The organism is Apibacter sp. ESL0432, assembly GCF_019469225.1.
Lineage (GTDB): Bacteria > Bacteroidota > Bacteroidia > Flavobacteriales > Weeksellaceae > Apibacter.
Genome location: NZ_CP048266.1, coordinates 2,287,218 through 2,302,782 on the forward strand (window position 1 = coordinate 2,287,218; position 15,565 = coordinate 2,302,782).

Genomic DNA, 15,565 nt, shown 5'->3' on the forward strand with positions numbered 1-15,565 from the left:
TTATTTTACTCTTTAACGATTTTAAATACTTTGTTTTTATATTTTAAAATATAAACACCGGAATAATAACCGTTAAAATCGATTTCTTTAATTTTTTCTCCCGGAACAATGGTGGTTTCCATAATTAATCTACCCATAAGGTCATAGATGCTAATTGCTTCTTTTTTAGCCAGTGGTTTTGAGAAAGCTATTTTTAAAGTAGTTGAAACCGGATTCGGTGCTATTTTAATTTCTTCATCTTCAACTGTAATATCATCTACTCCCAGTGAATTCTTATTTATAACTAGTTTTACATTTTTAGAAGAAGATAAATAATTTGAACTTTCATTAGCGGTAATGGTAATATCATAAGAACCTTCTTCAATATATCCTTGTTGAGGAGAATAAATTAAATTAGTTTCTATATGATTTAAATTGGCTTGAACATTTTTCACCGAACCATCATAAATGAAAGTTTGTATGTCATCAGCAGAAATAACAGACTTAGCCTTTTCAATTATTAAAGATATTTGCTTAGATACTTCCAAATAATTTTGAGTTTCAGGAGCACTTACGGTTACTTTATGTATACCTGCATTAATAAAGCTCTGTGGCGTATAAATTAAATTAGTTTCCGTATGATTCAAGGTCGCTGTTACATATTTTGCAGAACCGTCATATGTAAATTTTTGACTTTTATCAGCAGAAATCTTTGCCACTGCCTTTTTAATTATTAGAGTTATTTGTTTGGATGCCTCTTTGTAATTTTTGGACCCCGGAGCAAAAACGGTAATAACATATTCTCCTGCATTTCTAATTTCTTGTGGACTATAAATTAAATTTGATTCTGTATGGTTCAGGGTAGCTGTCACATTTTTTACAGAACCATCATAAGTTAATGTTTGCGTATCAGAACCGGAAATAATGGACGGAGCTTTATCGATGGTGAGAGTCGCCGTATATTCTGCAGTACCATAATTAGGGTGATTTAATTTAGCTTTAACTAAATAGGAACCGGCATTTGTATGACCATTGTTTTCATAAGAAACTTGAGTTGATTCCGGTATACCTGTAAGCAATAAACTATGTGGTTTGCCATCATATATAAATGATTTACTTTCCAATAAGACAGAAGCCGGAAATGAATTAGTTGCAACAATTTTTAATTTAATATCTTTTGAAACTTTATTGTAATTAGTAGTTTCAGGAGCACTGGCCGTAATTATATAAATTCCTATATCTGTATATCCTTGTTGAGGTGCATAGGAAATTACCGCTTCGTCATGATTAAGTCTGGCAGTAACTTTTTTAACGGTTCCATCATAATCATATGTTTGGAATTCCGGAGCCATAATTTCAGCATCAGCCTTATTAATTTTTAATGTTACAGTTTTGGATGCTGCCTTATAATTTTGAGTGGCTGGAGCTTCAATGGTTATTTTATAAGTTCCTGCATTGATATAGCCGCCTTCATTAGGGACAAAATTGATTGCTGTTTCGTTGTGATTTAGGTAAGCATTAACTTTTTTAACTGTTCCATCATAGGTGGCAATTTGTATCTCTTCGGCTGAAATTATTGTAGTAGCTTTTTCAATTTTTAAAGTAATTATTTTAGAAACTTCCTTATAATTATCAGATTCAGGCGCACTCACTGTTATAGTATATTCCCCGGCATTAATATAACCTTGTGAATAAATTAAATCAGTTTCCGTATGATTAAGGGTAGCTGTAACATTCTTAACTAAACCATCATAGATAAATGATTGTACATCATCAGCGGAAATAATTGCCTTAGCCTTATCAATGGTTAAGGTAGCGGTATACTCTGCTTTACCATAATTAGGATGAGTTAATATCGCTGTAACCAAGTATGAGCCGGCCTTTATATGTTCATTATTTACATATGTAACTTGGGTAGATTCCGGTAATCCGGAAATTACTAAGTTATGAGGTTCTCCGTTGTATGTGAAAGATTTATTTTCCAATTTCACAGAAGCCGGGAATTTGTTAGGATAATTAATTTTCAGTGTAATTTCCTTAGAAACTTTTTTATAATTAGATGTTTCAGGAGCATTAGCTGTAATAGCATAGGATCCTACCTCAGTATATCCTTGTTTAGGACTATATGTTACATGAGCTTCTTTATGATTTAAAATAGCCTTTACATTTTTAACAGAACCATCATATGTAAATATTTGCGTATCATCAGCAATAATGGAAGCCTCTGCTTTTTCAATTCTTAAAATTACGGTTTTAGAAACAGATTTATAATTATCAGTTGCTTTAGCAGAAATGGTAATTGTATATTCTCCGGCATTTGTAAATCCGTTTACCGGTGAAAAGGTTAATTCGGTTTCATTATGATTAAGTGTAGCTGATATCTTTTTTAAATTTCCATCATAAGTAAATGTTTGTACCTCATCGGCCGAAATTTCAGCATTAGCTTTTTCAATGTTTAAAACGATTTGTTTTGAAGAATGTTTATAATTATTAGACTCTGCAGCTTTAGCGGTGATTGTATATTTACCCGCCTGACTGTATCCTTGTTGTGGAAAATAAGATAAGGATGTCTCATTATGATTTAGCGAAGCCGTTACAACTTTTTCTTTACCATCATAAGTGAAATTTTGTAAATCTTCAGCGGATATAATTGAAGGAGCTTTATTAATAATTAATTGAGCGAATAATTGAGCATCTTTATAATTTTTATGTATTAAAGTGGCGGTTACTGTATATGTTCCACTTTTAATTTTATCATTATTTTCATAATTAATTTGTGTGCCTTCCGGATAACCTTCAACAAATAAACTATGTGGATTACCATCATAAGTAAATGTTTTACTTTCTAATTTAATCGTTGATGGATAAGAAACAGCTTTATTAATATTTAAAGTAATGGATTTTGTAACAGCTTCATAATTAGAGGTAGAAGGAGCATTAACAATAATTTTATAGGAACCGACATCTGTATATCCCCTTTGTGGAGAATAAGTTAGTATGGCTTCGTCATGGTTTAATTGAGCAACTACATTTTTTACTGTTCCATCAAAAGTATATGTTTGAATTTCGTTAGCGGTGATTAAAGCCTCCGCTTTTTTAATTATAAGTTTAACTTTCTTTGAAACGGATTCATAATTTGTTGAAGCGGGTGCATTTATAACAATATCATAAGAACCTGATTCAGTAAAGCCTTTTTGAGGGCTAAAGGTTAAATCTACCTCGTTATGGTTTAAAGTTGCAGAAATGTTTCTTTGTTTACCATTATAGAAAAAGGTTTGTATATTCTCGGCAGAAATTATGGATTGTGCTTTTTCAATAATTAATTTTACATCTAATGATGCTGCTTCATAATTTTTGGTTTGTTTTGTTTTTAATGTTATTGAATATTCTCCGGCATTAATATATCCTTTTTGGGGATGAGAATCAATGGTGGTTTCCTTATGATTAATAGAACCGGTAACAGTTTTTTCCTTGCCGTCATATGTATATATTTGTATGCTTTGGGCTGTAATTACAGTTTTTGCCCTTTTAATTTTTAATATTACTTTCTTGCTGGCCTTTTGGTAATTATCTGATTCCGGAGCTTCAATGTTTATTTCATAGTCTCCTGCATTAATGTATTTATTTTTAGGTAAATATTGAAGTTGGCTTTCCGAATGATTAAGAGTGGCACTTATATTTTTCTCATTACCATCATAAATAAAACTTTGTTCGTCTTCAGCTGTAATAATTGCTTCAGCTTTGTTTATTATAAGGTAGTTGTTTAGAATCAGTGTATTATAATTATTGTTTGTTATAGTGGCTGTCACCAGGTATGTACCGGAATTAATCGGTTCTTCTGTATTTTTAGGATATGAAGTATGATTAACTCCTTCGTATTCATATTTTATTTCGGTATTGTTGGGAAGTTTATCTGAAACAGTGATAACATTATTATGTTTATCACCATTGTAAGTAGTTACTTTCTCGTTAAGTTTAATACCGTTAAAATTTGCCTTATTAATTAGTAATTTACCATGTATCAACAGGGTATTATAATTAGGGTTACTTACTGTTGCCGTTACAAGGTAAGTACCGCTATTTACTGGTTTATTTTTTTGTTTAGGGTAGGATGTTGCATTAATGCCTTCGTATTCATACACTATATCGGTTTCTGCCGGTACAGTTCCGGTAACCTCCATAGATTTTTCTAAACCATCATAAGTAACACTCATTTCAGGTAATGATATATTAGTAAAGTTTGCTTTTTCTATAACTAATATAATATCTTTTTTTGCGGCAAGGTAATTTTTTGTTTCAGCAGATTTTGCTGTTATGGTATACCCTCCGGCATTTACATATTCTTGTTGGGGTTCATAGGTAATTGAAGAATCAGTATGATTATGGGAAGCGAATACTTTCTTTTCTTTTCCATCGAAAGTGTAGGTATATAAATCATCCGAAACAATTTCAGTTATAGCTTTTTTAATAGTCAAATTTGCCGTAAGGGTTATTTCGCAATCAGTTGATTCAGAATTATTTTTTAATTGAACGATTACTAAATAAGTTCCGGCATCAATAGGAGCATCAGAACTTTCATTATAAGAAGTATTCCCGATACCTTTATATTTGATTTCTGCACTTATATGATCCGGAAGATCATTTAAAACAATTTCTTTAGGTGTTCCATCATATGTTATTTCTGTGTCATTAATTGTAATATCATTAAAGCTGTTACATGAGGTTTCATTTTGATATTCATAAGCACCTATATCTACGGTTTTGTTAACAATTCGAGGGTTGTTGTCTAAGTCTTTATTCGTTGCAGTTATATACTCATTATTACCCTTATTTATAACCGGACTGTTTAGATTTAATTTATATCCGTCTTCGAATAAAGGATCTGTTTGACCGCTTAAATTAAAATTATCGGTGGAAAAATTGTACTGAACTAAACTATAATTAAAAATAGGTTTTTTACCTTCATCATTTGAGGTTGTATTGGGTTTGTTGCCCCAAATAATACTATTGTAAATTGTTGGGTCAGCAGAATTACAATATAAACCACTTCCTCTGTTAGCCAAAACTTCATTGTCTGAAACAGTGACATTTGTAAATTTAGATCCATCTGTTTCTTCCATATAAATACCTCCACCTATGTGGGATTTATTTCTAACAATTAAAGAGTTAGTTAATAATAAACCGGATTTTTTATTAAAAATACCTCCACCTCTACCAATTACATATTTATTTTTGGAATAAATGGTAATAGAATTATCAGCAATTAGTACATTAGTTAGTTTGGGTTGTATTGATTCATGATTATATATTCCGGCACCAACAGTACTATTAGTTGCTTCAATTTTATTATTATTAATGGTAACATTAACTAGGTTAGGTGATGATTTGTAATTATAAACACCACCACCACCAATTACCTCACTACCTTTTAATATATTATCTTTTATTGTAACATTGCTTAATAAAGGGTTTGATACATCAATTATTAAACCGGCTCCGGCATTCACTGCTTTGTTTTCTTCAATAATCAAATTTTTTAGTTTGGGCGATGAATTGGAAAGATAAACTCCTCCTCCATATCCTGTAAAAATCCAACTATTATTTAGCATAATGTGACAAAGGGTATTAAAAGGCTTTTTATTACATGCATTAGTAGCTAGGCTTGCATTACCTCCTTTTATAGTGAATCCGTCAAGAACAGTTTTTCCGGCATCTCCTGATGAAATAACAACATGGTAAACATTATCCCCTTGAAGTGTAGTACTATTATTTATCCAATCTCTTTGACTAACGGATGTTTCTGTTCCAGTAAATCCACCATAAATTTCTACATTTTTTGGTAATACAAATGATCGATCATTAGCATTTCCTCCATCACCTGCAGTATATAATGGAGAATAAGAACCTTTTGCAACCCATATTTGGTTAACCTGTATCTTATTACCCATATTTTGCTCTTCAGCAATTTTTAAAGCATCAGCTAATTCTCCCAAAGCGTTTTCCCAAGAGCTCCCGTCTCCATTACTACCTTTTTTAACATATAAAATGTCTTGTTTGGATCTGAAACCGGGCATAAAAACTGAAGTTCTATTGGCATCCAGAGTATAACTGAATGCTACACTAAAATTATATAACGGATAAGGTTTACCATGTAAAAAACTCCCGTCTTTGTCTTTAGGTTCATTGTCCGGTCTTAAGGTTGTTTCTGATTTTTCTCTGGGATAGATATATTCGCCATCCTTTTTAGCATCCAAATCTACATAAGTAAAAAAAGCAGGATAGTTATCACTATCCCTTAGGTTTCCGGCTTTAATCAATAATTTTTTATTATGAAATATATTTTGCTGCCCGTATATGACCTCTACATTTCCGGTAATAGCATTTGTACAAGAAATAATTATCGTATTATTATTCGAATCAATTTTTACCTCAGATATTTTTTGTTCCACCCCGTTATTCTTTATTTTAAATCCATAATTGGGAAGTGCTTGCACAAGATTGGTATCAAATACCATAGGTGGTTGAGGTACATGAAATATAATCCCCACTGAATTCGAAGATATACGATAGATTTGTTTAGGTTGTAAAGGTTTAAAATCTTCGCCTAGTACTTGGGTTTTATAATACACTTTTGCCAACATTTCACCATACCATCTGTATCCGTTGGCATCCATATGAATTCCTCTGTGTGGCAAATGATAAATTGGGCCGGCATTTATAATGTCATCATATGTATTTGATAACTCTAATTGAGCGAGTCCAATATTGAGATTATCATCATTTCGTAACGATCCTACTTGATACGTAATAAAAACCGGTTTTTTAGTTTGCCCATAAGCATTCATGATATCTTTCTGCATATCATTTTTTAATTCAACCAGAAGCTTTTTATAACCGTATTTGTCAAGAGTAGCACCACTTTTATTATCATCATGAAGAGTAAAATAATTGTATTCTCCTTGAAGCCAAAAAATAGCCGGAGTGACCATTTTGTAACCATTAGATCGGGCAATATTTGCAGCAGATTCAACTGATTTTAAAAAATAATCATTATAATAATTTTTTTGTAAAGCCCCATTTTTAGATAAAGCTTCAATGCTTTTTCCATTTTCTCCATCGGAAGAAGCCAGATATTTAATACCTGCTTTGGGTTGCTTTAATTGTAAATGGTTTACCAGGCCTACCAAAGGAGTTTCCGCCAACGTGATGGATGCTCTGTTTTTAGGATAATTTTGGTACATTATAGCAGTGGAAGCTTTCAACGGATTAAAGTCCGTGAAATGGGTATTTCCCTGCTCGATCCAGACTTGATCTCCTATCATATAGTTTCCCTCAATATTTTCGGTAGATATAGCGGGATACGATTGAGCTCCGGTGGACAAACTTTGTCCATACATAATTAGATGTTGGTAGGTTCTTTCTTTAAGTGTTTGAGAAGATTCTGTAAGTATTGAATTTTTTTCTTGCGAATAAAGGGACCCAATGCCTATAGTTTGCAGTAAAATAAGAACAAAATATAGATGTTTCATAAATCAACTATTGATCAAAAAAATTAAATAATTAATTAAATTATCAAAGTGAATGAAGTAATCTGATTAATAAAGAATATTTAAATAGAAATATATGAACAAATATAATAAATTGATAGTAAGAACTATTTAAATAACATAAACTAAAACTAATTACACACACACAATTTTGCAAAAATACAAATATTTCTATATTATTATTAAGGTGTTTATCTGAATATTCGTATAAAATTACTTATTATATAATAAAATTATTTATATTTAGATGAATTATTGTTAATAGATATAAATTAAATGTGTAAGAATTATATAATAGATTTTATTTTATAAAAATAATTTTATAAAAAAATAATTTTTAATCTTATTGTAGAAATAATTTTAAAATTAAAAAAACATTTTTTAAATTATTGGGCTACATTAGTATAGAGTAAATGTAATTAGATAAGTTATTACAATCAACTTTACTTTAAAAGTATAAAGATCTAGTTTGGAATAGTTATTTGAGAAAACTATTTCCAATCTTTTAAATACAAAGGATCGAAATAGGCAACATCTTCAAATATAGTTTGTTGGAATTTTTTATATGAGAGATCAACCATATTTTTTGCTTGAGGATAAGCATTAATAAAGGTAGCGTTTTCCAAAGGAAATGAAGTTTCTTTCAAGAAATTCTCAGTTTTTTCAACAGCATCTCCAACAAAGAGTACTTTCTTTGAACTTATTTGTTCAAAAGATTTTTCATTTAAAATATGAGCATGAGTCTCAATTAAATATTCACCTTTTTTATTTAAGACAGACGTGTATATTTCCATCCTTCTCGCATCAATAACAGGGATAATATAATCGTACTCGGAATTTAAATAGGGAACGGCTAAAATATATAAAGAGTTTATGGAGATTAGAGGGATATCATTTCCAAAACAAAACCCTTTGGCTGATGCTAATCCTATACGTAAACCCGTATAAGATCCGGGGCCTTTTCCAACAGAGACGGCATGGATATCTGAAAGTGCTAATTCTGCACCTTCAAGAGCCCATTGAATAAATAAATGAAGATTTTCGCTATGTTTATAATCTTGGGATATTTCTTCACAATATGAATTTATTTTACCGTCAGTTCCAATCGCTACCGAACAGTTTTTTGAAGAGGTTTCTATATGAAGAATGTTGATTGCCATTACTGTTTTTTCTTTTTCTTACGGTAATTTACAACTAATTGAATGATAATGGCAACTATTCCAATGCAAAAATAAACGATCGCAAAAAAATTATTTTGTGAGGGATCACCTTGCGAGCGGTTATACCAGAAAAACGAACGGATAATAAAATAAATACCAATTATAAATGCTATAAAATTTGCAATCTTTTTTTTCATCGTATTAGTAGTATTATTTATTTTTTTATGCGTATGCGCGTTTTACATACAAGACTAAAGTAATTATACCAAAAATAATATTAGGGAGCCATACTGCAAACCAAGAAGGTAAAATTCCTTTGGAAGAGAATACTTGCAAGGCTTGGAAAGAAAATATATATAAAAAAGCACAGGATATACCAATCGCTAAATTTATTCCTAATCCGCCTCTTTTTTTGGTTGAAGAAAGAGATAAGGCAAGGAATGTAAGAATAACTACAGCTACAGATGAGCTGGTTCTTTGATGAAGCTCATTAAGATAGATATTTACATTATTAGCACCTCTCATCTTTTCTTTTTTTATAAACTCTCTTAATTCAGGAGTATTCATAGTTTCTGCTACAAAGGCTTCAGGCAGTAATTCATCAGGAGTAAAATTAAAATGTTTTTTTAAAGTACTTCCGTTTTTTAAAGATACTATATTTCCATTAGAAGACATTTCCTTTTCGTAATAGTTGCCTAAGACATAGGTATTGTCTTCTTCTGACCAATAAATTTCAGCAGAACGTAATTCATGCAGCAATATTCTTTTTTCATTAAATTTCTGATATAAAAATCCCGTTCCTCTCTTCATTTGACGATTATAGCTGTTAACGAAAATATATTCTGTAGGAGAAATTTGTGCAGATATATTTTGATTGGCCATATAAGCATCTTTTTTGTTTCCGGTAAGAATTTTTACATTAAACTCATTCTTTTTAATGTTTGCCCAAGGAAGAAGAAAATGATTGGTCATGAAAGAACCTAACGCAATCATAATTCCCACGATAAAATAGGGTCGTGAAAATCTGAAAAAACTGGTCCCTGAGCTGGTAATGGCAACAATTTCCGTATTATTTGCCATTCGAGAGGTAAAATAAATTACTGAAATAAAAACCAGTATGGATGCAAAAACATTTACTGCCCAAATAACATAAAACGGATAATATAATTTTAGGGTATCCAATACGGAAAATCCGTTTTCGCTGAATTCCTGATAATGACTTTGAATATCAATAATTACAAAAACAGCAATTAAAAGAAGCAGCATGAAAAACAAGGTTCCCAGAAAGTTTCGAATAATATACCGGTCTAAAATAGTAATCATAATCTGTTTCTTAGCTGCGGAATGACCGATTTTTTCCAACTTGTAAAATCACCTTCTATAATATGTTTACGAGCGGTTTTAACCAAGTCTAAATAAAACGCAAGATTATGTACAGAAGCAATTTGTTTTCCTAAAAATTCATTAGCAGAAAACAAATGCCTTAGATAGGCTTTTGAGTAATCATGGTCAACAAAAACAGTACCTTTAGGATCCAGCTCGGAAAAATCATCCGCCCATTTTTTGTTTTTAATATTAATAACGCCATCCCAGGTAAATAGCATACCGTTTCGGGCATTTCGAGTAGGCATTACACAGTCCATCATATCAATACCTAAAGAAATGGATTCCAAAATATTCCATGGAGTACCCACACCCATTAAATATCTCGGTTTTTCAAGAGGTAAAATATCGGTTACCAAATCGGTGATACGATACATTTCTTCTTCCGGTTCTCCAACGCTTAACCCACCAATAGCATTACCATCCGCATTGACAGAGGAAATAAATTCTGCTGAAAATTTGCGTAAATCATCGAAGGTACTTCCTTGTACAATAGGGAATAAATGTTGTTTGTAATTATAAAATTCCGGATTTTCATCACACCATTTCACACAACGTTTAAGCCATTTATGTGTAATTTCCAATGAATTTTTAGCATAGGAATAATCGCAAGGATAGGGGGTACATTCATCAAACGCCATAAAGATATCCCCTCCGATATACCGTTGGATTTCCATAGATTTTTCAGGTGTAAAAAAATGATACGAACCGTCAATGTGTGATTTAAATTTTACTCCTTCTTCTTGGATTTTCCGAGTTTGAGAAAGAGAAAATACTTGATAACCGCCACTATCTGTAAGGATAGGACGATCCCAATGGATAAATTTATGTAACCCACCGGCCTTGTATAATATATCGGTGCCCGGTCTAAGATATAGATGATAAGTATTTCCTAAAATGATCTGGGCTTTAATATCTTCTTTTAGTTCTCTCTGATGTACTGATTTTACTGATCCAACCGTTCCAACCGGCATAAAAATAGGGGTTTCTATTTTTCCGTGATCGGTTTGCAAAATACCTGCTCTTGCTTTAGAATTTTTATCCTTAATGTTACTACTAAAAAACATAAATGCAAATATATAAACTGATTTAAAAAATATTCTAAAAAAGGATGTTTTTTAACATTTAAGGTAACCTGTTAATTTCGACTATTTTGCTTTTTAAATGTAGAGCTTGATATTTAATTAAAGAGTATTCTTGGATAAAGAATGGTAATTTTTATATATTTGCAAAATTGTAATCATTTTGTCTCTAAAAGAGTGATGATGTTATGCTGATAGTGCTTTTTTAATATGATGTTTTAGTGATCATTCACAACTTTAATTATTACAATGAAGTATACTTAGTGTTGTGAATTGCTTCAAATTTTATTAGATATACCGAGTTTTCATAATAACAACTAGTGAACAACTTGATGTAAGAATGTTGTGAATCGCTTTTAGGTAATTTAAATCATAATGGTATAAATTAAATAGCAAGTACCCGTAAGGGTTGGAAAATATGTAATGTTGTGAATTGATTTCAAATTTTATTAGATATAGAAATATAGTATTGACTTTTAAACGGGTATTTTATTTTTTTGTTTTGTATTGTTTTCAAAACTGATTGAATAGTACCCTTATAGGTCAATTTAACTTTCATTTAATCCATCCATCAAATTCGGTTTACATTTATGTGAAAGTAGTCAATCCTGTGTTTTTTATTGTTTAACTTATTTTAGTAGTTTCTAATCAATTAAATTATTTTTTTCATTTTGGAACTCATTTAAAAACTTTGCAAGCCCAATATGAACTATTTAAAGTTTAATGAAAATTTCCGCAGCATAATTTAAACTTTCACCTTCTAAGGCTCCTTTCAAATCTAAGCCCGATTCTTCTCGAGATTGTGCAAAAAAATGTGCTTTTCGAGCACAAGTGTCTATGTTAAAGTTGTCTTTATTTTAAATTTTATTTAAAAAATAATTATTATTTTATCGGTCTTGCTTTAGATTCATAATCTAAAGGTTGTGGTTCATCATTTAAATAATTTTCATAACCTTCAAATATATTTTCATTAAAATATATACTTATTTTTTCTTTTAATGGACTTTGTTTTTCTATAAGTCCTTTATATTTATTATATTCTTCCCATGCAATATTTATCCATGGCGCCCTATTTCCAGTATCTAGTTTCAACTCTTTCTCCCCTCTACAAACGGCTTTGTCGTACTTAAACCATGTTTTTAACTTTCTAAGCCCTTCTTTACGTTTCTCCCAACCATGCGGATCGGGTTTATCTTTATGATCGGGCGAATATCCGTTAAGTATTTTAGATTGCAACCAAAAATAATTTTCCTCCTCTCCGCTTTCTTCCATAACCAAAGCCAAACGATTTAAACTTTGATCTAATCCTTTACTAAAACGCTCCCGTTTCCATGCCTTAACTTCTTTTATTTTAGCCGAATCATAGTCTTTATCTTCCCATTTTGAAACCCTTTTAAAAACCTCCCATTCCCAACCGGCACTGTCTATGGCATAATGTAGATCTTTGGATATCAAATCAGGATCGCTGATAAATATTCCTTCCTCTTCATTTTTCAGATACCCATTGTCTGCTAAATATTTTCCATACTTTTCATAAGGTCCGGGAACACTATAAGCGGTTCCATCCTTATTTAAATTACCGGTAAGTTGAATCAATCCTCTCCCTTTATAAAAGGAAGTATTGGATTTATATTTACTCGGTTTTTCTTGCGATAATTTAAAAAATCCCGTCTCTGCATTTACTTGAGCCCAAAATGTAATCTTTTTGAATACCAATATTTATATTATATCTGAGTCTTTACGTGTACCTTGCTTAAATTATTCGGGAGTTTCCTTATCACTAAATTGTTCCGCATATTCTACCATTTCTTTTAGATTTGGTAAATTATAGTAGTTGTTTTCTATGAAGGTGTTTTTTAAATCATACCAAGGTTCCAAATCTTCTAATGAGGCGTGATATGCACCTAAGATATTTCCCCTTCCCCACCTTACGGTTTTTGATAAATGATATTTCCTAAATAGAGGATCACAGGTATTGGCTATATACCCTATTTTTTTAAATCTATACTCTTTTTGCGCTTTAGTTAAATCACTTTTATCCAAACTCCAGAATAAATTTAATGTACTGTCGATTAATTCAATCGCATAGGTGCCTTCATTTTCATTAGTTATATGTTCTATCGTTTTTAATATTCCTTCTCTGATATACAATTTATTATCCGTTTGATCATTATCAATAAAAATTAATTTAGTAACCTCTCTGCCGAACTCATAACTTCTTGGATTACATCGATTATACAAGCTATCTAAAACACTTTTATTAATTTTATCTTCCTTATCAAAATTGAAATTTAATAATAAGTCATGGGCCAATTCATTTTCCCTTGAGAGTAAATATGTCAAACCGGCTTTATCTCCATACATTAAGTATTTATTTAAGGTTATTACTTTCAAGTTTTGTTTAATCGCATACTCTTTTTTATCGATATTATTTATTTTTATTAAATCCTCCAGAAAAACCATGGGGGTTATTATTTTTCTTTCTTTATCTATAAATAAATTCCATCCATCCCAGGCAAAAGAATATTTATACTTATCAAAGGTTAGATTCGTTGTTTGGGAAAGTATATATTTTATTTCTTTATCTGTAAAACCTTTATCTTTATGGTAAAGAGGTTCATCACCATATAGCGCAACTATTGTTTCCTTGCTTTTATCCAGATCGATTCCAAAAAGATATTTTACACGTTCTTTGAATTCGGCATACTCCGGAAATTTATATCCGCTGTTTAATAGCATTTTTTCAATTAAGGGTTGTTGCAAGTCTAAATCTTCCCGGGTGGCAACATATTCGTTTTCCGGAATATGATCTTCTACAAAAACCCGTTTTTGCAGTTCAATATGCTCGGCTATTTTTTTTAAATCTATTTCATTATTCATAACGGGCTTATTTTCTGTCGGTTTTTCAATAGGTTTTGTTGTTGTTTCTTTATTTTCATTATTAAGTTGTATTGCCGTTTTATTTTCTTGGCCTTGACAAGAAAATAAAACCAATACTTGTATACATGAGACCAATATCTTTCTCATAATTCTTTGTTTTTTATTATTTTTTATTTATTTCAAAGGTGTACCCTTGATCTTTCCACCGTATTTTTTTTTCTGCCTTACTAAAGTGAACTTTAGGAGTATAAAAACGGCAAGGTGAGACCTCATGCCCTTTACCATTTTTTAGAGGATGACCGATTAAATGTTTTGATTTTCTTAACCATTTAAGTTTAATAACCCCTTTCATTTTTAATTCATTACTCATTCCATAAGGAGTTTCAGAAGAACTGATTGCTTCGATGGTGGTGACTATTTCCAGAGTTTGTTCTACTTCTTTTCCTTCTTGATTTTTCTTTTTTATCTTTTTTTCTTCGTAATCGATAATTACCCCGGTATGGCCCATTCCTCCGCTTTTATTTTTCCATATAAATATATCTCCCTTTTGAGGTTTGTAATTTATATCATCATGTTTCAGTAAATATTCCGAATAGTTTTCACCAAAGTCGTGCAGTATCCTTGTATTTCCTGCCATTACCTTTTTACTCCATTCTATTTTTTGTAAATATCGGCACACTAATTCCGAACAATCCATCGTATTTTCTCCCGATTCTTCTACTCGGTTTTGATCGTTGGCATATCTTACTTTATACGATTTTCCTGCTTTTGCTTCTTCCTGGCTTATGGCTTTGGTTAATAACCAGTCTATTCCCTGTTGTATCTTTAAATCGCCATCAATATAGTCTAACGGCTTGTCTACCCTTTCACATTCTGCTACCTTAAATAGGACCTTGGTTGAGTTTTCTAAGGCTACGGATAATTTCTCTTCTTTTCCTCCTCTGTACCATACTTTTCTTTTAGGACGTGAGTCTGTATTATTATTTAATATATTTATTACCAGATCCACTACCTTATCATCGGAAAGATTCCCAGTTTCATCTGCCTGCAAATACATTTTATCTTTATACCAGTCGGCCATTCCGGTTAGGGCAGCTTGATACGGGGTATAGCCTTTTTCATTAATTGCCGAGGTAAATACATTAAAACCACTGTCGGGCGCTTGTTGATCTATTTGCTCTTGAATTTTACCGTAATTCTCTCTCCCGGTTATCTGAAGCAATCCCCGACCTTTAAATCTCCAGCCGTCTTCTCCTCCTTTATTTCCTAATTCCTTACGATTGCCGTAAGCTATTTCTGCTATTTTTCTTTGATTGGCCGGGTGCTGAGCCGTTCTTCCATATTGATAGGCTAATTCATTAGGAGGGCTTTTTTCATTCAAGGCCGGATTGGCCCGAAAAGCTTTTAAATGTTTGGGTAAATCTTGCGCAGCATAATTTAAACTTTCACCTTCTAAGGCTCCTTTCAAATCTAAGCCCGATTCTTCGCGAGATTGTGCAAAAAAATGTGCTTTTCGTGCACAAGTGTCTATGTT

The 15,565-nt window shown here is 31.4% G+C and carries 8 protein-coding genes; all 8 read right to left on the reverse strand.

Annotated elements, in window-relative coordinates; translation table 11 throughout:
- Positions 1-5 precede the first annotated feature (5 nt).
- The 8 genes from GYM73_RS09865 to GYM73_RS09900 all read right to left on the reverse strand — a co-directional run bounded on the left by GYM73_RS09865 (position 6) and on the right by GYM73_RS09900 (position 15,499).
- Positions 6-7,508 carry an MBG domain-containing protein gene (locus GYM73_RS09865; RefSeq protein WP_220233734.1) on the reverse strand — a complete coding sequence of 2,501 codons (7,503 nt, stop codon included), beginning with the start codon at positions 7,506-7,508 and terminating at the stop codon, positions 6-8.
- A 509-nt stretch (positions 7,509-8,017) separates the two neighbouring features.
- A complete protein-coding gene (gene tsaB / locus GYM73_RS09870; protein ID WP_160542993.1) occupies positions 8,018-8,680 on the reverse strand; it encodes a tRNA (adenosine(37)-N6)-threonylcarbamoyltransferase complex dimerization subunit type 1 TsaB in 663 nt (220 codons plus the stop codon).
- A 5-nt stretch (positions 8,681-8,685) separates the two neighbouring features.
- Positions 8,686-8,883, reverse strand: coding sequence for a hypothetical protein (locus tag GYM73_RS09875; protein ID WP_146105538.1), 198 nt, complete (start codon positions 8,881-8,883; stop codon positions 8,686-8,688).
- 25 nt (positions 8,884-8,908) lie between these two features.
- Positions 8,909-10,009, reverse strand: a complete 1,101-nt coding sequence (locus tag GYM73_RS09880) for an LptF/LptG family permease (RefSeq protein WP_160557815.1) — start codon at positions 10,007-10,009, stop codon at positions 8,909-8,911.
- The gene (gene tgt / locus GYM73_RS09885) at positions 10,006-11,136 is read right to left on the reverse strand and encodes a tRNA guanosine(34) transglycosylase Tgt (protein WP_220233735.1); all 1,131 of its coding nucleotides are present in this window, start codon (positions 11,134-11,136) and stop codon (positions 10,006-10,008) included. The genes GYM73_RS09880 and tgt overlap by 4 nt, the downstream gene beginning before the upstream one ends.
- A gap of 897 nt (positions 11,137-12,033) precedes the next feature.
- Positions 12,034-12,867, reverse strand: coding sequence for a hypothetical protein (locus tag GYM73_RS09890; RefSeq protein ID WP_220233736.1), 834 nt, complete (start codon positions 12,865-12,867; stop codon positions 12,034-12,036).
- A gap of 42 nt (positions 12,868-12,909) precedes the next feature.
- Entirely contained in the window at positions 12,910-14,178 is a 1,269-nt protein-coding gene (locus tag GYM73_RS09895) for a hypothetical protein (RefSeq protein WP_220233737.1), read from the reverse strand.
- A gap of 16 nt (positions 14,179-14,194) precedes the next feature.
- Positions 14,195-15,499, reverse strand: coding sequence for a peptidoglycan amidohydrolase family protein (locus tag GYM73_RS09900; RefSeq protein ID WP_220233738.1), 1,305 nt, complete (start codon positions 15,497-15,499; stop codon positions 14,195-14,197).
- Positions 15,500-15,565 lie beyond the last annotated feature (66 nt).